The 20459-nt window shown below is 68.4% G+C and carries 14 protein-coding genes and 2 pseudogenes; 8 read left to right on the top strand and 8 right to left on the bottom strand.

Features of this window, described 5'->3' with window-relative positions; translation table 11 throughout:
* Positions 1-273: 273 nt before the first annotated feature.
* Both Asera_RS33620 and Asera_RS17800 read left to right on the top strand, forming a co-directional pair.
* The gene (locus Asera_RS33620; protein WP_211255670.1) at positions 274-5304 is read left to right on the top strand and encodes a LamG-like jellyroll fold domain-containing protein; all 5031 of its coding nucleotides are present in this window, start codon (positions 274-276) and stop codon (positions 5302-5304) included.
* Positions 5305-5776: 472 nt separating this feature from the next.
* A complete protein-coding gene (locus tag Asera_RS17800; RefSeq protein WP_244843928.1) occupies positions 5777-7687 on the top strand; it encodes a site-specific integrase in 1911 nt (636 codons plus the stop codon).
* Between the two features lie 322 nt (positions 7688-8009).
* Here the strand turns inward: Asera_RS17800 and Asera_RS17795 are convergent, their stop codons facing one another.
* Positions 8010-8498 carry a VOC family protein gene (locus Asera_RS17795; RefSeq protein WP_157034988.1) on the bottom strand — a complete coding sequence of 163 codons (489 nt, stop codon included), beginning with the start codon at positions 8496-8498 and terminating at the stop codon, positions 8010-8012.
* 630 nt (positions 8499-9128) lie between these two features.
* Here Asera_RS17795 and Asera_RS17790 point away from each other — a divergent pair.
* The 4 genes from Asera_RS17790 to Asera_RS17775 all read left to right on the top strand — a co-directional run bounded on the left by Asera_RS17790 (position 9129) and on the right by Asera_RS17775 (position 12446).
* Positions 9129-10178, top strand: a complete 1050-nt coding sequence (locus tag Asera_RS17790; RefSeq protein ID WP_051802607.1) for a replication-relaxation family protein — start codon at positions 9129-9131, stop codon at positions 10176-10178.
* Between the two features lie 35 nt (positions 10179-10213).
* Positions 10214-10828 (top strand): DUF2637 domain-containing protein, encoded by a 615-nt coding sequence (locus tag Asera_RS33615; RefSeq protein ID WP_051802606.1) that lies wholly within the window; start codon positions 10214-10216, stop codon positions 10826-10828.
* A 134-nt stretch (positions 10829-10962) separates the two neighbouring features.
* Positions 10963-11541, top strand: a complete 579-nt coding sequence (locus tag Asera_RS17780; RefSeq protein ID WP_030447820.1) for a type IV toxin-antitoxin system AbiEi family antitoxin domain-containing protein — start codon at positions 10963-10965, stop codon at positions 11539-11541.
* Entirely contained in the window at positions 11538-12446 is a 909-nt protein-coding gene (locus tag Asera_RS17775) for a nucleotidyl transferase AbiEii/AbiGii toxin family protein (RefSeq protein WP_030447819.1), read from the top strand. The genes Asera_RS17780 and Asera_RS17775 overlap by 4 nt, the downstream gene beginning before the upstream one ends.
* 327 nt (positions 12447-12773) lie before the next feature.
* Here Asera_RS17775 and Asera_RS17770 read toward each other — a convergent pair.
* From Asera_RS17770 to Asera_RS17760, 3 genes and pseudogenes are all read right to left on the bottom strand, one after another.
* Positions 12774-13334: pseudogene (locus Asera_RS17770) on the bottom strand (IS256 family transposase); the annotation flags it as partial.
* A 213-nt stretch (positions 13335-13547) separates the two neighbouring features.
* Entirely contained in the window at positions 13548-14327 is a 780-nt protein-coding gene (locus tag Asera_RS17765; protein ID WP_212804483.1) for a transposase, read from the bottom strand.
* A gap of 60 nt (positions 14328-14387) precedes the next feature.
* Positions 14388-14930: pseudogene (locus Asera_RS17760) on the bottom strand (transposase); the annotation flags it as partial.
* A gap of 174 nt (positions 14931-15104) precedes the next feature.
* Here Asera_RS17760 and Asera_RS17755 point away from each other — a divergent pair.
* Positions 15105-15302, top strand: a complete 198-nt coding sequence (locus Asera_RS17755) for a helix-turn-helix domain-containing protein (RefSeq protein WP_084132325.1) — start codon at positions 15105-15107, stop codon at positions 15300-15302.
* Positions 15299-16216: a hypothetical protein gene (locus Asera_RS17750; protein ID WP_157035038.1), complete on the top strand. Its 918-nt coding sequence runs from the start codon at positions 15299-15301 to the stop codon at positions 16214-16216. The genes Asera_RS17755 and Asera_RS17750 overlap by 4 nt, the downstream gene beginning before the upstream one ends.
* Positions 16217-16426: 210 nt before the next feature.
* Here the strand turns inward: Asera_RS17750 and Asera_RS17745 are convergent, their stop codons facing one another.
* From Asera_RS17745 to Asera_RS17730, 4 genes are all read right to left on the bottom strand, one after another.
* Entirely contained in the window at positions 16427-16837 is a 411-nt protein-coding gene (locus Asera_RS17745) for a hypothetical protein (protein WP_157035039.1), read from the bottom strand.
* A gap of 70 nt (positions 16838-16907) precedes the next feature.
* Complete coding sequence (locus Asera_RS33980) at positions 16908-17189, bottom strand: GNAT family N-acetyltransferase (RefSeq protein ID WP_425305982.1); 282 nt, start codon at positions 17187-17189, stop codon at positions 16908-16910.
* 330 nt (positions 17190-17519) lie between these two features.
* Entirely contained in the window at positions 17520-18929 is a 1410-nt protein-coding gene (locus Asera_RS17735; protein ID WP_051802697.1) for an APC family permease, read from the bottom strand.
* Positions 18930-19062: 133 nt separating this feature from the next.
* Positions 19063-19911, bottom strand: coding sequence for a GPP34 family phosphoprotein (locus tag Asera_RS17730; protein WP_030448206.1), 849 nt, complete (start codon positions 19909-19911; stop codon positions 19063-19065).
* Positions 19912-20459 lie beyond the last annotated feature (548 nt).

Genomic DNA, 20459 nt, shown 5'->3' with positions numbered 1-20459 from the left:
GATCACCACGAGCCGCGCGAACGCTAGCAGTCGGCAAGAGTCATAAGAAAGGCCAAACAAACTCACAGTGCAAGACCTTGGTAAAAAGCCGGCCGCAATAGGCGCGAATCCACCGAAAGCCATGATGGTGATCCACGTCACGCCTTGCGGGGAGGTTTTCGATTGCTCTAGGTTGCCTGCCGGTGCACCGAACGCAGTCGCCGGTCGGGAGTGCGGATCCCCGCGGCACCACTTCACCGACCCCGGCATACCGCTGGAGAGGGTGGTGTCCTGGTGCCCACACATCGTCTGTCCCGCAAGCGATCCGCACGCCGCATCCGCCGCGGGCTGGTTCTCACGGCGGCAGCAGCAGCCCTGCTGATCGGCCTGTTCCTGATGCCGAACGCTGCCGTCGCGCAGGTTCCCTCCGCAACGGCGAGCAGTAGCGCGGCCCACGCTTCCGGCGACCCGGCGAACGCTCCGGCGACCCCGGACCAGCCGGATGACCTCAACCCCATGTCCAATGGCTACGACGAGACCCAGGCGCAGGCTTCCGCCGAGCAGTCGGCGGCCACGACCGCCGACGCCACCGGCAAGCCGGCCGTCGTGTCGGCCTTGACCACCCCGACGCAGCAGGTCGTGGCGATGCCCGACGGGGGAATGCGGCTGACGCAGAACACCGAGCCCGTGCGCACCAAGCGGCACGGCCGTTGGATCCCGGTCGACACCACCCTGCACCGCAACGCCGACGGAAGCCTGTCGCCGGGCGCGACAGCCTACGGCACCGTCCGGTTCTCCGGCGGCAACACCACCTGGTTGGCGACCTCGACCGCCGGCGGCACCAGCTACACTCTGTCCTGGCCGCACCCGGTGCCTGCACCCAGAATCGACAAGGGCAGCGCCACCTACCGCGACGTGTTCACCGGCGTAGACCTGGTCGTGTCAGCGACCGTCAGCAGCGGATTCTCCGAGGTACTGGTCGTGCACTCGGCCAAAGCCGCCCGCAACCCGGCCCTGCACCAGCTACACCTGCACGCCACCACCAGCAGCAAGACCAAGCACATCAAGAACTCCGGCGGCACCCTTGAACTCCGCAGCGCTCACGGCGGGCTCACGCTCGAGTCGAGCGTGCCGTTGATGTGGGATTCGAACACCGCCCCTACCCACACTGCCAAGCACCAAGGCAAAGGTGGCCCGGATGCCTCCGACGCCACGCATGCCGGCGCCGCCGCCCACGTCGCCGCAATCCGGTCGTCGGTGACCAGCTCGGCGATGAGCTTGACGCCCTCCCACGGGATGCTGACCGGCACGCACACGGTGTGGCCGGTCTACATCGACCCCACCTTCAGCTGGCACCCCACCTCGGCGAGCAAGCCCGCGTTCGACGAACTCAAGCAAGGCTCGCCGTGCAACGGGGTATCGCTGTACAACAGCACCTCAGCCGAGGGCGACTACGGGCACCTCGGTGTCGGAGTCAACGCCTGGGACGGCTGTGTGGGCATCATGCGCGCCTACTACCAGTGGACGATTCCGAAGGTGATCTGGGGCGCCCACATCAACACCGCCACCGTCGAGGCCACCGAAGTCTACGCCGCCTACTGCACCTCCACTGCCACGATCAACCTGCACGCCACGGGAGCAATCGGGTCCAAGACCAGCTGGAACAACCGGCCCGGCTACTGGAAGTTCCACACCAGCACCTCGTTCGGCCCGACCTACAACCCGCAGTACTGCCCGAGCAGCGGGGCCGTCTCCCACGGGTTCAACGTGCAGTCCGCAGTGGTGAAGGCTGCCGCCGGGCACTGGTCGCACTTGACCGCCGCGTTGGCTGAGGACAGCGACGAGTCGTCGCACTCCTCGGCTGGGTTCCGGCGGTTCTCTGACAACCCGTCGCTGCAGATCTTCTACAATCGCGCCCCGCGTACCGTGGGCGCCAGCCAGTCGCTGGCCACGGTCGGCGCTGACAAGGCCGCCTGCGATTCAACGACGCCGTTCCCCTACATCGGCAAGACGATCGTCACGAACCCTCCGGTGCTGTCGGCGAAGATCTCCGACCCCGATGGCGACAAGCTGCAGGCCACGTTCCACTACTGGTTGAAGGTCGACGGCACCACGGTTCACTCCGGAACCTCGGGAGACAGTCTGGCTTCCGGGTCGACGGCCAAGTTCAGCATCCCGGCCAGTTTCATCAGCTCGCTGGGTAACGGGGACACCGTCGGCTGGCACGTGCAGGTCACCGACCATGAGGACACGTCGCACTGGTCGACCAGTTGCTACTTCACGGTTGAGCCGGACGCGCCCGGGCCGCCGACCATCACCCCAGAGCCAGGTAGTGACGGCACGGTGCCGTTTCCGGACACCACCGATGGCGGAGGCACCGGCGCGCCGGCCGGCACCCAGGCCACCTTCGATGTCGCCAACACCCAGGCCGGCACCACCGCCACGGCTTTCATCTACCGTCTGGACGCGCCGCCCCCGACGGTCGACACGCCCTCGTACGAGAAGGTGACCGCCGCCAACAACGCGGCCACCATCACGATCGCCCCGTATGCTCCTGGCCCGCACGTACTCTGGGTCGGCGCGCTGGATGCGGCTGGCGACGCCTCCGGGATGAAGAGCTACCAGTTCGAAGCAGACCACGACGCCAACACGACCTGCGCCAGCCTGTCCGCCTGCTACAACAACACCGCAATCAGCCCAGACTCCGACCCTAGCAAGGCAGCCGCTGACGGCTCGGCATCCTATTCCGCCACCGACCTGACCAACGCGGGCTGGACCCCCGGCGGCATTGTCACGGTCGACGGGGCGGCCATCCACCTCCCGAGCTTCGGAGCAGGGCAGGCCGACAACGTGCTGGCCGCCAATCAAACCATCACCTACAGCTACCAGGTCCCGGCATCCGGACCGAACGCCCTGGTGGTACTCGCGTCGTCGACACATGCCACGGCTGCCGACCCCGGCGCAATCAACGGCAACACCACAGCGCCCTACGTTCCAGCCGGTATCGCGATCACCGGGACCTCTTGCTTCATCGCCACCGACCCAGACGCCTACTGCGCCGCCAGTGGCGGCATCAAGTACGCAGGCGACGACGAAGCGCAGCCATTCGACCTGACCGTTCCGGACTGGGTCACCGGCCCATCCTCACTCGCCGCCGTCACCCTGCCGCACGAGAACAAACCCGCTGGGCAGACCAGCACCAACCTCAAGATCTACGCCTTCTCGATCCCCCTGCAACCAGGCAAAACCATCGAGTCCATCACCCTGCCCGACGTCGGCAACAACGCCGGAAAGTCCACCCCCGCCCTGCACATCTTCGGCATGGCCCCCCGTAACACCACCACCGCCACCGTCACACCCGCGGGAACCAGCACGGCCGCCCCCGCCGGCCAGTCCTGGACCGGGACGTGGGGAAGCCCGACCGAAGGCAACTACAACTACCAGGGCGGCAACTTCTCCAACCAGACTTTCCGCGTCGACCTGCGGCCCTCCACCGGCGGCAACACCGTCCGCATCAAACTCGACAACGCCCTCGGCACCAGCAAACTGTCCATCGGGCACGCCACCATCGCTACCTCCCCCGGCCCCAGCTGGGCCGTCCCCGATGGCGCCCCCACCGCGCTGACGTTCGGCGGCAGCCCCTCGGTCACCATCCCCGAAGGCGGCATGGTCTACAGCGACCCGCTGCCGTTCACCGTCGACCCCAGCAAGTACCTCATGGTCTCCTACCAGCTGGCCAACTCGGTGCCCTATCTGGTGCAGCACTCCTGGACCATCACCCAGGACGCCCACCAGTTCGTCACCGCCACCGGATCCGGCGACCACACCGCCGACACCACCGACACCGCCTTCACCGCCACGGGCAGCTTCAACGGCGACTTCACCGACCTGCTCACCAACGTCGACGTCACCACCACCGGCACCGGAACCCAGGCCGTACTCGGCGACGGCCTGATCGACGCCTGGCAACCCAATAGCGTCGTCGACGGCTCCACCGGCCTCGCCGACGACCTCGCCGCAGCAGCCCCCACCACCCCGACCGGCTACGGCACCGTCTCCGAAGGCATCGAAGCCAACCAGATCGCCACCGACTACCCCGAATCCTCCGCCAGCGGCCTCGACGTCGGCGGACCCTCCGCACTGGCCCGCATCGACCGCGACATCCTCGACCAACCCGGCCTGACCACCGTCGTCCTCGACGAAGGCCTCGAAGACATCCTCAACGGCCACAGCGCCGACGACATCACCTCCAATAGCTACACCGAACTCCTCGAATACCTGAAAGCCAATAACATCGACATCGTCGTCGTCGGCCTGTCCCCATGCACCGGATACTCCGGCGACGGCGCGACTGGTAACAGCGCCAACGACCCCTGCACTACCGCCGTCGATACCGAACGCACCAACACCAACGAGTGGCTGTCCTACGCACCACTCGGCTTGTACCCCTGGCCCACAACAGATCCAGACAACCCCGACGGCCTCCCTCTGCCCCGCCTGTTCTACATCGACCCCGACGCCGCCGTCGGCGTCACCGACGCCACCAGCGGTGCCGTCTCACTCGACGCGCACGCCGACAACAGCGACCACGTCAACCTCACCAACCCCGGCTACGCCGCCCTCACCACCGCCTACCTCGCCCCCCACGACACCTGGCCACTCAACGACGGCGCCGGCACCGCCGTCAGCGACACCGCCGAAAGCTTCACCAACCCCTACCTCGCCAACGACCCCACCGCCGGCACCAACCCCGCCACCCTGGCCGGCGGCGCCACCTGGACCAGCGACAGCACCCGCGGCAACGCCCTGACCCTCGACGGCACCACCGGCTACGCCGCCACCACCGGCCCCGTCCTCGACACCACCCGCAGCTTCTCGATCTCCACCTGGGTCAACCTCACCAGCACACCGGCCACCAACGCCACCATCGCCGGCCAAGACGGCACCACCGTCTCCGGCTTCTACCTCCAGTACAACCACACCCACACCGGCAACCCCGGCTGGGCCTTCAACATCCCCACCACCGACACCGCCAGCCCCACCTGGCACACCGCCTACACCGACGGCGCCACCACCGGCTGGACCCACCTCGTCGGCGTCTACAACGCCACCACCCACACCTCCAGCCTCTACGTCAACGGCACCCTCGCCGACACCGCCACCGGCGCCACCACCATCAACGCCACCGGCCCCTTCACTCTCGGCCGCGGCCAATACAACACCGCCCCCACCGACTACCTCCCCGGCACCATCAGCACCACCCAAACCTTCAACTACGCGCTCACCCCCTACCAGATCACCGCCCTGTATCAACAGATCTCCTAACACCGGATCCCCGCCACTTCGAACGGTCGCCGGCCGATCCTGCCGCCCAGGCAGGATCGGCCGCGCTGCGTCCACTGACTGCACGGCGTCGTGCGAGGGCCGGAGCGTGTTCCGGCTCACGAGAAACCAGCTCGTATGCCCCGAACACCGCATCACGTATCCCGTTTGGACCCAACGCCTGCTTCCAGCTTTGTCGTCTGCCGACAGCGACCGTGCGATCGCGGCCATGTGCCACCACACGCCGCGATGGACGGCGAGAGCCGGCCACGAGCCCCCGGGTCAGGTGCTCGCCGCTCCACATCGGTAGGCGGCGGTGCACTCTGATACGTCTCCTGCGACCGGGTGATCCTCGTGTGAGCTGGACAACATGGCTGTCCCATTCGGCGGGGCCCGGTGGCAATAGAGCGTATGACCACCACCGACAGCGCACCCGTATACCCGTCGTCGAGCCCACCCACCGGCCAATCACTGAATGGGCCAACAACCGCCTCCTCATCGGAGCCGGCCTCGATACCGTCGTGGCCTCTCGGCCCGGTCCTCCGTGTCGGCACAGCCACCCACGCGCGCAGCGCGGCTCGCGTGTGGGACGTGGACGACGCCCGCCGCCTCGCCTGCACCGGTGCCTTCCCGATCCCCGTCCGGCACGCCGGCCGCCGCGCTCGAGTCACGCCGGTTCTCCAGGCGTTCGAGAGAGCCTCCCGGCACGGCGATCGCGCGCCAGCTCCGCCGGCCACGCCACGGTCACCTGGTCGCGATGTCCACGCCGCCGTACGTTGCTTCGCGGCCGTCGCTGCCCGCCGATCACGCGTTCGACTTGACTTCGCCGGCGAGTCGAGCGGTCATTGCTCCCACCGTCCCCCACCACCGGCGTCACGACGCATGCCGCTGGCTGCGGACAGTCGGGGCGTGCATCGGGAAGGGGTACTGGCTGGTGAAGGGTTCGGTCTACAAACGCTGCAACTGCCGCGACCAGGACACCGGCCGTCTCCTCGGCCGGCGCTGCCCGCAGCTCAAGCGGGCCAACGGATCCTGGAACCCACGACACGGCGCCTGGCACATCCAATGCGACCTGCCCCGCCGCGCCGACGGCACACGCCGCACGCTGCGCCACGCCGGCTACCTGACCCAGGACGACGCGACGGCCGATCTGTTGCAGCTCAAGACGCTGCTGGCGATCCCGGACCGCAGCGACACCACCAGCCAGGTCGGCCTCGGCGACCTGATCGAACACACCATCTCCACCGACGGCCGGCTCCCCGACATCGACACCGTCCGCCGCGCCCTCCAGACCGGGACGCGGTTGATCGGGCAGCCGACCGTCGCCGAATGGCTCGACCAATGGCTCGCCGGCAAGCGCAACCTGGCCGACTCGACCCGCAGCAAGTACGCCGAGCACATCCGCCGGCATCTGATCCCGCACCTCGGGCAGCTGCGGCTCGACCGGCTGCGCCGGCAGCACATCGCCGCAATGATCGAAGCAATCATCGAACGCGCCGACTACGTCCAGGCCATCCGAGAATCCGGCGACAAGGAAGCCGCGCTCGCACTGCGCGGGGAGAAGGTCACCGGCGCCACCACCCTGCACCGCATCCGCGCCACCCTGCGCGCCGCGCTCAACGCCGCGATCCGTGAAGATCTGATCGCCGCGAACCCCGCCACCCACATCGAACTACCTTCCCCGCGCCGGCCGCGTCCACTCGTCTGGACGCCCGAACGAGTCCGGCGCTGGGCGGCGGATGGAACGGTCCCGGGGCCGGTGATGGTGTGGACCGCCGAACAAACCGGCCGGTTCCTGGACGCGATCCTCGACGACCCGCTCTACCCGCTGTTTCATCTGGTCGCCTACCGCGGGCTCCGCCGCGGCGAGGCTTGCGGCCTGCACGACGACGACCTCGACCTGACTGCCGGCGAGATCACCATCCGCTGGCAACTGCTGGGTGAACACAGGACCCCGACACTGGCACGTACGAAGACCGAATCGTCGGACTCCACCATCGCCCTCGACGACGACACCATCACCGTCCTGCGCCACCACCGCACGGCCCAAGCCAAACGACGCCTCGCCGCCCGCGAGCCGTGGCCCACCCACGGACTGCTGTTCACCGACCCCGACGGCCAACCACTCCAACCCGGCCGGGTCACCGCACACTTCCAACGCCTCATCCCCCCAGCCGGGCTACCACCGATCCGGCTGCACGACCTGCGCCACGGCGCCGCGACCCTCGCCCTCGCCGCGGGGGTCGACCTCAAGGTCGTGCAGGCCATGCTGCGCCACTCCACCATCACCCTGACCGCCGACACCTACAGCAGCGTGCTCCCCCAACTCGCCAAAGACGCCGCCAACGCCACCGCAGCCACCATCCCCCGCGCCCAACGCCAGTAGCCGCCATGACCCACCGCAAGAAGACCAGCCAGCTATGTGAGCGGAGCCCGGGCGCCCACCGCGCCACACCAGGCTGTCGCAGATCATGTCCCGGTGGTGCGGCGTCCAGTCCCGCCCCTGCCAGGATGAGCATCCGCGTGGTAGCCGCAGAGATGACAAGGTCTTGACACCATCTGGGCAACGCGATCGTCGTCTCGGGCAGCCCGGCTCGGGAGCCACGAGACGCCCAGCGCCTCTGCGATCGCGAGAGCTGGGCCATGCCGCGGGCAGATCGCGTGGAACATGCGCGGGACGTTCCGGACCGGTGCGGAACGATCCACTGCTACGTGCGGAGCCCTGTGCTGGTGTCCAGGATCGAGATGGCGTTACCAAACGGGTCCTCCAGCACCGCGCACCAGTCGTTCGCGATCGCGAACGGCTCGCGGCGCACGACACAGCCCTGGCTGCGGCACTGTTCGACGGTGGTCGGCACATCGTCGACCAGGTAGTGCACGCCCTGGCCGGGCGGCAGGTCCAGGGTGTGCAGCACGATCTCCGCGTCGGTCTCCGGCATACCCATACCCACCGACACCTCATCACGCCACAACTGCCCAAGCCCGAACACCCGCCCGTGGTACCCGACGGCAGCATCGAGATCCGGCACCCGCAGCATCACACAGTCGATCTTTCGCAGCATCCGCCCGATGGTGCCACCGCGCTTGCCCCAGCGCATCCGACGGCGCCAAGCACTGATTTCGCGGCAGGCGCACGGCATCCCGATCTCGACTGCAGCGCGCGCCAGCGCCGTTCGAGCCTGGGCCTCCTGCTGCACGGCGGTGATGCCGGGCCGGTCTGAAAGCGGGAGCTCGTCGCCCGTTCGGAGGGATCGATCGGCGCGTGCGGGTGAATCCAGCCCGACGCCTGCCCGATCTGGTCCTCCCGCTGGCAATAGAAGGCAGCGGGTCTTACGCCGGGTGGCCGACCGTCGCCTCGTGCCGCATCATCGGCCGACGGAACGGCGGCGTACCCGGACCACACGCCGACCCACTCCGGAACGATCCACCCCCGCTGTGCGGCAGCCGGAACCGTTCCGGATCGTTCCGCGGAACAGACCCGCCCCTCCGCCGGGACGCGGCGGCAAGCCACGCCACCCGCGGCCCCCGCTGCGGCATCACCGCCACAGCAGACACCCGCAACGCGCCGACTTGCGCCCGAAACCCGACTTTCCCACGGCCCGTCGAGGCCGAACCCTGTGACAGGAGACCACCATGCCCCGCCACCACAGCGCCACGCAGTGCCCCGCACCGGTAGCAGCGCCAACCCTCGCGACCAGTACAGCAAGCGGTCCAGCGAGCAGGCCATCCCGCGGTCCCGCAAGCGCTTTGACCGCTCGGGGTCGCCAGCCGCAAACCCCCAGCACAGCCGCCGTCTCCACCGACCCAGAAGGGACCCGGACTCAACTATGACTTCCCCTCAACGAAAAACACGGCCGCTCACGCACGACCGGCTCCTGGACATCACCGCCCGCGCCGGCACCCGCGATCGCCTGATCGCCGGGCTGGTCGACGCCCACCGCGTCCTGACCACCCGACAGATCACGCAGCTGTGCTTCGGGTCCGAAGCCACCGCTCGCACCCGCCTCCACACCCTCACCTCCCTGCGCGTCCTGGCCCGGTTCCGGCCCCGCCGAGACACCGGCTCCCACCCCGGCCACTACGTGCTGGACACCGGCGGAGCGTTCCTGCTCGAGCACGACATCCCCGACCGCGACCACCGCCGGCACCGCGTCGACAAACGCCTCGCCTGGGCCACCAGCCAACGCCTGCCCCACCTGACCGGCACTAACAGCTTCTTCACCACCCTGGCCGCCACCGCCCGCCATCACCCCGACACCTTTCTACCGACGTGGGCTCCCGGTCACTGGTGCGAGAAGTGGCTGTCGCTGATCAACCTCGCGCCCGACGGCTTCGGAACCTGGGTCAAGGACCAGCAGCTGGTCGACTTCTTCCTCGAATACGACACCGGCACCGAACACCTCGCCCAGCTGACCAAGAAACTCACCCAATACCAACGCCTGGCCAACGGCGCCACCGGAGCGCCAGGACCGCCCACGCCCTGCGCCCTGTTCGTGTTCGCCAGCTCCGGACGCGAAACGCACGCCCGCCACGCGCTCACCCACGCCGCGCACGGCAAGAATCTGCCACTGATCGCCACCGCCGCCTACCCGGCCGAGGCCCACCCGGCCGGCTGCTGCTGGCTGCCCTTGCCAACCAACCCTGACAACCAGCCCCGCCGCCACACCCTCGCAGACCTCGGCCGACTCGCCGGCCACCCCCGCCAACCTGCCGACTACATCCCGACCGCCCCCAATGACCTGCGCCTGGCCCCCGCCTGGCCGCCACTGCCCACCGCACCCATCAGCCTCACGGCCGACCCCCGTCCCACCGGCCGCTGGGCCCCTCGACCCGACAACCACAACCACAACAGCGGAAATGACTGGGGCGGCCGATGAGACGCCGGCAACGCCTCGCTCAAGCCACAGTCGCCGTGCTCGGCCTCCTGGCCGCCGCCATCTCCTACGACCACATTCGCCACCTCGCTCAAACCCATGCCGAAACCGGATGGACCGCCCTCGCCATCCCCCTCACCATCGACGGCATCGAAGTCGTCGCCACCCTCGCCGTGCTCGCCCCGCGACACCACAGCCGGGCCGGCATCAGGCTCGCCTGGGCGGCGTTGATCGCCGGCACTCTCGCCTCGATCGCGGCCAACATCGCCGCCGCGCCACCCGACCCCATCGCCCGTACCATCGCCGCCTGGCCCGCCGCCGCCTTCGCCACCGCCATCAAACTGCTCACCCCCCTGCTCGACCCACCCGACCCGACATCAGAACCGCGCACCGCCCCATCGCCGGACCAGCCCGCCCACCCACTGCGGCTGCCCAAGACCGCCCGCGCCCGCACCAGCTGGAGCACCACCTGGCGCGACCACCTCACCACAGGCGACAACACCGCAGAACTTGCCCAGCGACACCACATCAGCCCCCGGCAGGTCCGCGCCGTCCTCGCCGCCGGTCGCGCCGGGAAGCTCGACCCATCGCCCACCGACTCGGCAGAGCCATCGGCGAAACGAGCAGAACTCACCTGCCCATCCGACGAGTGAGACCTCGGCACGCGCGCACAGGCTCAGCGCGACGCAACCCAGACAGCTCGACCACCGCGGCTACCCGCCCAGATGACTTGACTCCTAGCCGTATACAGATAACGTAGATCTGTAGACAGCTAGGAGGTGAAGTCGTGTCCGTTTCGACCCTAGCGCCCGCATTCACCCTCGACGATGCACGTGCAGCAGGTCTCCGTAAGGACCAGGTCTACGCGTTACTCACCGCCGGCCGGATCGAACGGCTCGGGCGCTCCGTGTACGTGCGCACCGGGACAATCGACCCCGCCTTTGCGGCGCTGGCGGCCGCTACCGCACTGCGCAACGCGGCCACCCTGTGCCTGACCAGTGCACTGGCGCACCACGACCTGACCGACCAGATCCCGTTCGGCACCGACATCGCCCTGCCACGCGGGCAGCGCCATCCCGCCGGATTCGAGTACGTCACCTGGCACAGCTTCGACGCCGCCACCTTCACCATCGGCCGCGAGACCTTCGACGCAGCCGACGGGCTGCAGCTGGCCGCCTATTCAGCCGAACGCACCATCGTCGACAGCTTCCGCCTCGCCCACCACGAAGGCCCAGACCTCGCCTACACGGCCCTACGCCGCTGGCTACAGCGGCGTGGAAGCTCCCCAGCATCGTTGCTACAGGTCGCGGCGTCGTTCCCGAAAGCACTTCCCAGAATCCGGCAAGCGCTGGAGGCCCTGCTGTGACCCCACCGGCACCCACCCGCGGCACCGCTGCCGGCCGCGCCTACCTCAACCTGCGTCACCTCGCCCAGCGCGACCGACGCGACTCGCTGGAATACTTCACCCTCTATGCGCTGGAAGGATTCCTCACTCGACTTGCCGCCTCCCAGTACGCGGAAGACTTCGCGCTCAAGGGTGGTGTGCTGATGGCGGCATTCGCCGCCCGGCGACCCACTCGCGACATCGACCTGGCCGCATCCGGCTTCCCCAATGACATCTCCGATGTCGAGCGGCGGATCCGATCGATCGTCAGCTACGACAACGGCGACGGCCTCGTGTTCGACCCCGCCACGGTGTCCGGTGCGGCCATCCGCGACGAAGCCACCTACGCGGGAGTCCGCGTCCAGATGGCCGCGACCCTGGCCACAGCCCGCATCCGGTTGCACGCCGACGTGAACTTCGGGGACCCGATCTGGCCCGCACCCGCCACCGCGGACCTGCCCCTGCTGCTGGGTGGTCACCTACGACTACGCGGCTACCCCGACCACATGGTGCTCGCGGAGAAGATCGTCACTGCCGTCGATCGTGGCGACCAGAACACTCGGTGGCGCGATTTCGTGGACATCGCGGCGATCACCGCCAGCCGCCGCATCCTCGGGACCGACCTACACCACGCCATCGACACGGTCGCCGCCTACCGCGCCGTCGTCCCCCAGCCACTCGCCGACATACTCGACGGGTATCCGTTACTCGCGCAGTCCCGCTGGCGAGCCTGGCGGCGAAAACAACGCCTCGAAGACTCCACACCCGAGCGCTTCGCGGACCTCCTCGACGCCTGCATAGCCTTCGCCGATCCCGCGCTCCAAGGCGCCGCAAGCGGACTCACCTGGGAGCCCGAACAGCAAGCATGGCGTCCACCAACGCGATGACCGTCCCCCCTGCCACACGGCTCAATGGTCATGCCAGCCATCGACGCAGCGTCGGACGCAGGCCTCGCACCACGCCTCCACCCGTCGCGCCGCCGTGGTCAAGGCGCAGCCGCCGACGGCTACGATCGATGGTCGACTCTCCTGCAAGATCTCACCAGCCAGCGCGAAGTCCTCACCGCGCTCGGCATACCCGTTGAGCGGATCTGTCTGGACAAGGGACTGACCGGTATCAACCGTGCCCGCATCAGCCTCGACCAGACCCTCGCCGCCGTGCCCGCCGGCGACACGGGTCTGTCAAACGTTCGGTGTATCTCAGGGTTGGGTGGGTTACTTCTTGCCGGCGGCCAGACGGCCGTCGAAGGCGATGTCGAACGCGTTGAGTGCGGGCTTCCACCGCATCATCCAGCGTTTGCGTCCGATGCCGGTCGGGTCCAGGCTCATCACCGCCATGTAGACACACTTGAGCGCGGCCTGTTCGTTGGGGAAGTGCCCGCGGGCCCGCACAGCGCGACGGATCCGGGCGTTGACCGACTCGATCGCGTTGGTCGAGCAGACCACCCGCCGGATCTCCGGGTCGAACGCCAGGAACGGCACGAACTCGGCCCAGGCGCGTTCCCAGAGCCGGACGATGGCCGGGTATCGGGTGCCCCACGCCTCGGTGAACTCGGCGAACCGCTCGGCCGCGGCGGCCTCGGTGGGCGCGGTGTAGACCGGCCGTAGCGCCTTGGCGATAGCGTCGAAGTGCTGCCGGCCGGCGTAACGGAAACTGTTGCGCAGCAGGTGCACCACGCAGGTCTGCGTCACCGTGGCTGGCCACACACTGGCGATCGCTTCCGGTAGCCCGGACAGCCCGTCGCAGACCATCATCAACACATCGGCCACAGCTCGGCGACACGCCGACCGCGAACGAGGCGGCCTGGCCACTGATGCCCTGGCGGATCAACTCAAAGAACCGGCGCTTGGTCTGCAGCGAAGCCTTGTTCCACGCGTAACGGGCCACGGCGAGTCCTTCCGATCAGGATTCGCAACGATCGCTAAAGGTTGTCCCGTAATGATCTTGATGGGTTGACGCGGAAGGACTTCACGGCCGCGTCGGGCCGGTCATACGACCATGGTCAGGTTGCGCATCAACGCGATACCGGCGGCGGCGTACCAGACGCCTCGTTGTTTGCGGCGGCAGTCGCGGAGGATCTTCCAGGACTTCATGTGGGCGAAGCAGTGCTCGACGCGGGCGCGGATACGGCGGTGGACGGTGTTGAGGTCCTGTTTCCACTGCGGCAGCGGCGGTTCACCCTCGCGCGGCTTGCGGTAGGGCATGATTACCTCCGGGTTGCCCTGGTAGCCGCCGTCGGCCATTACCGCCGCGCCGGCGCACTGTTGGTCGACGCCGGAGTCGGTGTAGGCGCGGCAGTCGTTGCGGTTGCCGGGCAACGGATCTCCGACCGCGACGGTCAGGCGGGTGTTGGCGTCGATGGCCACTTGCAGGTTGGTGGAGTACCGGTAGTTCTTCGACCGGGCCGACATGTTCCGGTCGTGGGTGGGCGCCAGCGTGCCGTCCACGATCAGGACCGTGTCGGGTCGGTGCCGGCGGCTCTGGGGCTCCAGTACCAGGTGTGGGGCCAGGTGATCGACGATGCGCCCGGCGGCCGACTTCGATACTCCGAACAGCGGCGCGATCTGCCGCAGGGTCAGGTTGGTGCGGTAGTAGGTGGCCACCAACAGCACCCGGTCGGCCAGCGGGAGCCCCCACCGGCGGCCAGCGCCGGTCTGCTGTCCGCCGCGACCAGCCACGATGGCCACCAGCTTGCCGAACTGCCGGGCTGACAGGCCGGTGAACACCGGGATCCACTGCGGCTGATCGGACCTGATCGTCTGCTCCACACCAAGGTCAACGACCGAGCGGACCAACGATTACGGGACAACCTTTAGAACCTGCCCCGCATCCAGCGGCCGGTTCTGCCACTCGACCATGCCCTCGATCACCTTGTCGGTGATCGTGGAGATCGTCTGCCGTGACACCTGCGCCCTATATACCTCGACCAGATGGGCCTGGACCTCGCCGGTAGTCAATCCCTTGGCCGCCAGAGAGATCACCATCTCATCGACCCCGGACAGCCGCTTCTGTCGCTTCGCCACGATCCTCGGCTCGAAACTGCCATTGCGGTCCCGAGGAACATCCAGCTCGACCGGACCGACCTCGGTGAGCACGGTCTTGCTGCGGACGCCGTTGCGGGAGTTGCCGCTACCTCGACCAGCCGGATCGTGAGCCTGGTAGCCCAGATGGTCGGTAATCTCGCCCTCCAACGCCGACTCCAGCACCCGCTTGGTCAGCGCCGCCAGCAGCCCGCCCTCCCCGGTCAGCTGCAGCCCACCGGCCTTGGCCCGATCGACCAGCTGATCAATCAGCTGCTCATCCAGCCCGCCCAGGCCAGCCGCCCGTGTCGGATCGTCGGTGTTGTCCATACCAGACATCATCTCGGTCATCGATGTCACTTCCATGATCGGGAGTTACACCGAACGTCTTACAGTCCCTCCACCCGTCGCTGGGCGGCAGCATTTACGACCCGGCCGACCCGATGTCGAAGATGTTCTTCAAGATGCGGCTGTGTTCGCCGAGCTCGAGGCCGACCTGCTGAAGATGCGCGCCCCCGTGAGGGCGTGGCGGTGCGTTCCAATGGCAAACTGAAGGATAAGAAACCCAAGTTGACCGCTCGGCGGCGGGCCGAGCTGATCCGGATGCGCGCCAGCGGCGAGTACTCCACCGCCGATCCGATGGAGATCTTCTCCGTCGGTCGAGCAACGGTCTGCCGCGTCCTCGGCCGCGCCGGCGATGTCCGTGTTGGTGAGGTGGTATGAACCGGCGCGAGACCCGACTCGATCGGGACATAGCCGCGATGCTGGCGGCCAAGGCGTTCACCGAGATTCGGTATCTGGCCGGGGACGCTCGACGCAGTTCGCAGGACACATCCGCCGAGGAAGACCTGGAGCGCATCAGGTTCCTGGCAGATCTGTGTCACAACCTGCCAGGGATCGCCCAGCCGCGCCCGTGGAGGCCGTCCCGCCGGGGAGCTCCCGGCGGCAGCCGTGAGCAGGCGATGGCCGAGCGGCCGATAGGCTGGACCTGGCACACCACCGGTCCAGAAGGGCGCGCCTGGATGCTGCGCCACATCGAGCAAGACGGGCGCCACTGGACACCGCCACCGCCACTGCCGGCGCACCGCACAGACCCGTCACCGATGGCGCTGTGGCAGCAGATCACCGTTCTGCTGGGGCGCTGGCCAGTTCGGGCCCCGGCCGGGCGTCAGCCGTTGCCCGCGGAAGCGCACGTTCTCAAAGCCCTCGACACCGACGCGGTCTGCGCTCTGTACGCAGAAGCCGGACGGCTGCGACTCGGCCTCGGTAAAAGCGGACCATGGCTACGAGCCCATCTGGAGCCCCATGGTATCCACTATCTCGTGCCGGACCCAGCCAACTACTACTGGCCCGGCAGCTCCGACGGCAAAGGTGGCACGATCCGCTGGTGGCAGTGCACCGCACTGTTGCGGATGTACGACGGCGAGCAAGTGAGCGCCATGGTCGCCGTACTCCCGGCAACCTTCGCAGCGTTGCGCTCAACCCTGCCGCGACGGGAACAACTGCGACTCGTTCACCGCGCTCGCGCCACAGAACGTGACACATACCTCTGGGGTCGAGATCACAAGGCCAACTGCGGACCACAGCTCTGCGGCTACCTCCCCGAGGACACCACCGAACCTCCACCGGAGAACTGACGAGCGGACACCGGCCATCGCCGTATCCCCTGGCCATGTCAGCTGGCCTCTGCGTCCAGGTCGCGTAGAGGACGCAGCCGCTGCTCGGCGGCGGGGAAGGGGCCGGCATGCTGGGGCATCCTGGACCGCATCACGCCCATCGGCAACGTCTGCTTCGGCTTCGGTCAGCTCAGCAAACACTCCTGGTAAGGGAAGCAGCGTGCTGCCTCATCAATCAAGCGGCGACGGGGTGCGTGCCGGCACGGTGGTCCAGTCCCGCAGCGCGCCCAGCGGCATTGGTTCGATCCTGTACGGGTGCGTCGGCAGGCCAGCGGTCAGTCGGTCCTGTTGGGTGGTCAGCCATGCTGCGGTCACCGCGGTAGATGTCGGGTAGACGGCGACGCAGGAGGGGTTGGTGGTTTCGTCGAGCCACCAGGACTGTAGGGCGGTGCAGAATCCGGCGGGGTCGGCGTCGCCGCACCAGTACCGGTCGGGTTGGGCGGTGTCGGCGGCGCGGGCTATGCCGATGTAGCCGCTCCGGTCGTCCAGCCGTAGCCGTTCCCACGGCTGCGACCAGACGACAGGCGCTCCAATCCGGCCGCACGCCGCTTCGGTGGTGGATGCTGGTGCCGTCGTGCGCATGAACAGTCCAACCCTTCCATGGGATGGTGCGACGCGGCCGTCTGGCCGGCCGGATGTGCCGCGTGCAGCATCAGTCGGTGGGCGGCGGGGTGCGCCACATGCGGTACATCGATCCGCCCGCCAGGAGTCGCAGTTCGTAGCGCGCGCCGGGCAGTGGCCGGTAGCCGTGTCGGGCGTAGAGGCGTGCGCTGTGCTGGTTGGAGGCGACCAGGTAGGCGGGTCTTGCCTGGTGGTCGAGCCGGTGGTGGTGCTCGCGCAGGAGGCGGCTGCCGATGCCTCGTGCTTGGTGTTCGGGGGCGACGGCCAGGAATCCGAGGTAGTCGTGTTCGGTGGCCGGTGTGTGGTGGTGCAGCAGTTCGTCGAACTCCTGGAATCGTTGCCGCCTTGGCTCGCCGACGATCGAGGCGACGCGCTGGTCGTAGTCGGCTGGTCCGGGATCGTCGCTGGCGTACCAGAGTGCGACGCCGACGATCGCGCTGGATGTGTCGTCGAGGGGCGACTTGGGCGGCGGCGCCGTGGGACAGGGCGTGGTCGACGTGGATGGCGAAGTAGCCGCGCATGATCGCCGACCGCTGCGCCGCTTCCGGGACGAGCCAGCGGTTGGCGTCGAGGTGGAAGAAGCTGGTGTCGATCAGCTCGACGATCCGGTCGCGGTCCGGTTCGTGGGCGGCGCGCACGATCGTCATGCCAGGGCTCCTTCGGTCTGGGTGTCGTCGGCGAGGTCGGCGTCGGTGCCGAGTCCGATGCGCCGCCATCGCTGCGGCCGGGTGCGGCGCAGTACCAGGCCGAGTGTGCCGAGCGCGAGGAGCAGGGCGAAGGGGATTGCGGGCAGGATCCAGCGCAGCGGGCTGCCCGGCGCGACGCCGAGCATGACGTCGTAGTTGATCACCGACAGGACGACCATCACGCCCAGCAGTACGAACGCAAGCAGCGGCAGCACCGCGCGAACCAGGCGCGACTCGGTATCGCGTTCCCCGGCGCGGTGGCGGCGGCGGAAGTACACGAACACCGACAGGCTCACCAGTGCGAACAGGACCATGACCATGAATCCGCCGAGGGTGCCGCCGTAGTAGAACAGGGTCACCAGCGGGTCCCAGGCGGCCACGTACCAGACGCCGATGGCCGCCAGCCCGATCCCGGCCTGCAGGAACGCCGCGGTGGCCGGTACGCCCTGCCGGATGCTGGGGCGCCCGACCGCTGCGGGGAACCAGAAGCCCTCCCGGGCGAGGGAGAACGCGTACCGGTTGCAGGTCATCGCGAACGTGATCAGCGCGATCAGCACCGACGTGCCGAACAGCGCGTTCGCGGCGTCGATGACCGCCGGGCCGACGTAGGGGCGGGCGAGGTCGAACAGCAGGTTCTGCGCTTCGACCTGCGCGCGGTGCACCAGGTGGTGGTCGCCGGCGACCCAGCCCATCAGCCAGGACGTCAGCGAGTACAGGGCGGTGATGAGAAGCATCGCGGTCACGGTGCCGCGCAGGATGGCCCGTTTGCGGTTGCGGGTCTCGGACTGCATCACCACGCCAAGCTCGACGCCGACGAAGGCGAGGAACGCGATGCACACCGTGGTCGCGACCCCGCCGGCCGTGCCGCCGAGCAGGTGCGCCGGATTCAGCGTCCCCCACTGCGGCACGCCCTGGTACGGGTGCGGGGCGAGGAAGGCGTCCAGCACGACCACGAGGGCGACCTCGCACAGCATCAACGTCGAGACGAACCAGCCAGTGATCTTGATCCGGAACAGCCCGGAGAGCAGTACCAGCGCCCAGGCGGGGAGTTGCACCTGCAGGGTGGTGATGTGCAGCCCGGTCCAGCCCGACAGCACCCCGGAGGCGAACGGGCCGATCAGCCCGTACAGGCCGATCTGCAGCGCGACGTAGGCGAGGTAGGCGATCGGGCCGGCGGCCAGCGCGACCGATCGGGACAGTCCTTGGGCGATGATCGAGTAGAAGGCGCCGGGGTTGGCGGTGCGTTTGCTCATCGCCAGATAGCCGGGCAGGAACAGGCCGATCACGCCGGCCACCACGGCGAACGCCCACGGGACCGCGGTGACCTGCGTCGCGGCGTACATGGTGGTGACCACGCCGCACAGCACCGTCAACGGCGCCTGCTCATGATGAACACGGTCGTGTGCACGGTGGACAGCTGGTTGGGTCTCAGTACCGCCGGATGCGCCATTGCCGCTCCTTCACAAAGAGACAGTCAAGAACAAGAATGGATGAAAGGGGCTATATTGCGGTAGCGGCGTCGCGGGCGAACGCCGCGTACGCGTGCTGCACGAGTCGCCGCAGGTCCGCCGGGAGCAGCGGCAGGGTCGAGGCGAGGCTGACGGTGCGGTAGGTGGTGTCGCGGCGGATCCGACGCGAGAGCCCGACCCGGTCCATCAGCGCGGCGATCACGGCATCTTCGGTGGACAGGGTGGCGCCATGCGAAATCATGCGCGGGATCCGGACGGTTGCGTTGAGCGCTCCGGTCAGGTGCCCGTCGGCCGGCAGCAGACGAGTCTGGCCGCGGGGACCGCGTTCACGGCGCGCCACGCCAGCCCTGACGAGCCGGTCGGCGACCAGATCCTCGACGGCGTAGTCCAGCCGCGGATCGCCGCGGGTGCGGCTCGGAGTGCGATGCTCGGCCAGCTCAACGATCCAGTCCCGGGCACTGCGCGGCTGCCGCTGGCTCAGCACGCACTCCACCACCCAGCGATGTGCCGCGTCCGGCCTACGGGACACCGCCAACACACTGTCGGTGTCCCGGCGCGTGTCCACGAACACCGCGCCCGGCACCCGCCGTTGCCGGCGGCGCCCAGACGGAACCGGATCGGCCGCGCTGGCGTCCATACAGCTCGCCCAGCCGGCCAACACCAGCTCGGCCAAGACACCCGCCACCAGCGCCATCCGCAACGTCTGCGAGCACGCCTCATGCCGGCCATCGAACGGGTTGGTCAGAATCCGCAGCAGCTCACCGGCAACTCCCCACTGGCCGTAGATCCGACGCGAACCAAGCCGGTACGACGCAATGCTGGCCGCCAGCTCATCCAGCAGCCGCCGCTCCCGCTCGTACGCGGCCTCAAGCTCACTCACCGCTTTCCGCCTGACTCGCCCGGACCACGAACGAGCAACGGACCGCGCCCCTCCAGCACCACGCCCGCGGCCCGCGGGATGCTCGAACGCTCGCAAGCCACACAGGCGGGCCCTCCGTGCTTCGGAGCCACTGACAGTTCCTTCCGATCAAGGGCCCGCAATGCGGGTTGTCGTCGTGGACGGCGCCGGGGCGGGCGGGTTGTTCGATCACCCGTCACGGGGAGGTACCGGGCTCGCCGCGCCCGCCCCGGGCCAGTTCATGAGGTGCTGACCATCACCGGCCAGCACCATGGGGAGCATGGAAGCGTTGCCGGGCAACGCTCTCGGCGGCTCCTGCCTCGACGATGGCCCAGGTCCGCGCGGCGGTCGAGGGGCTCGGCGCGGACAACGGCGCTGTCCGCATCGCCCGGCCTGTGTCCGCTTCGGAAAGATGTACGCAACCGGTAAGCTCGAAAGCTGTCTGTCCAGGTTCAACCAGCCGACCCGAACCCGAGGAGCAGAAGTCGTGTCAGACCGCGCCCGGCGCCGTGGCCGGGTGAGCTGAGGAG

Source organism: Actinocatenispora sera (genome assembly GCF_018324685.1).
In the GTDB taxonomy this organism is placed as follows: domain Bacteria; phylum Actinomycetota; class Actinomycetes; order Mycobacteriales; family Micromonosporaceae; genus Actinocatenispora; species Actinocatenispora sera.
Note: the sequence above shows the minus strand (reverse complement) of the source record. Positions and strands in the feature narration are given on the sequence as shown.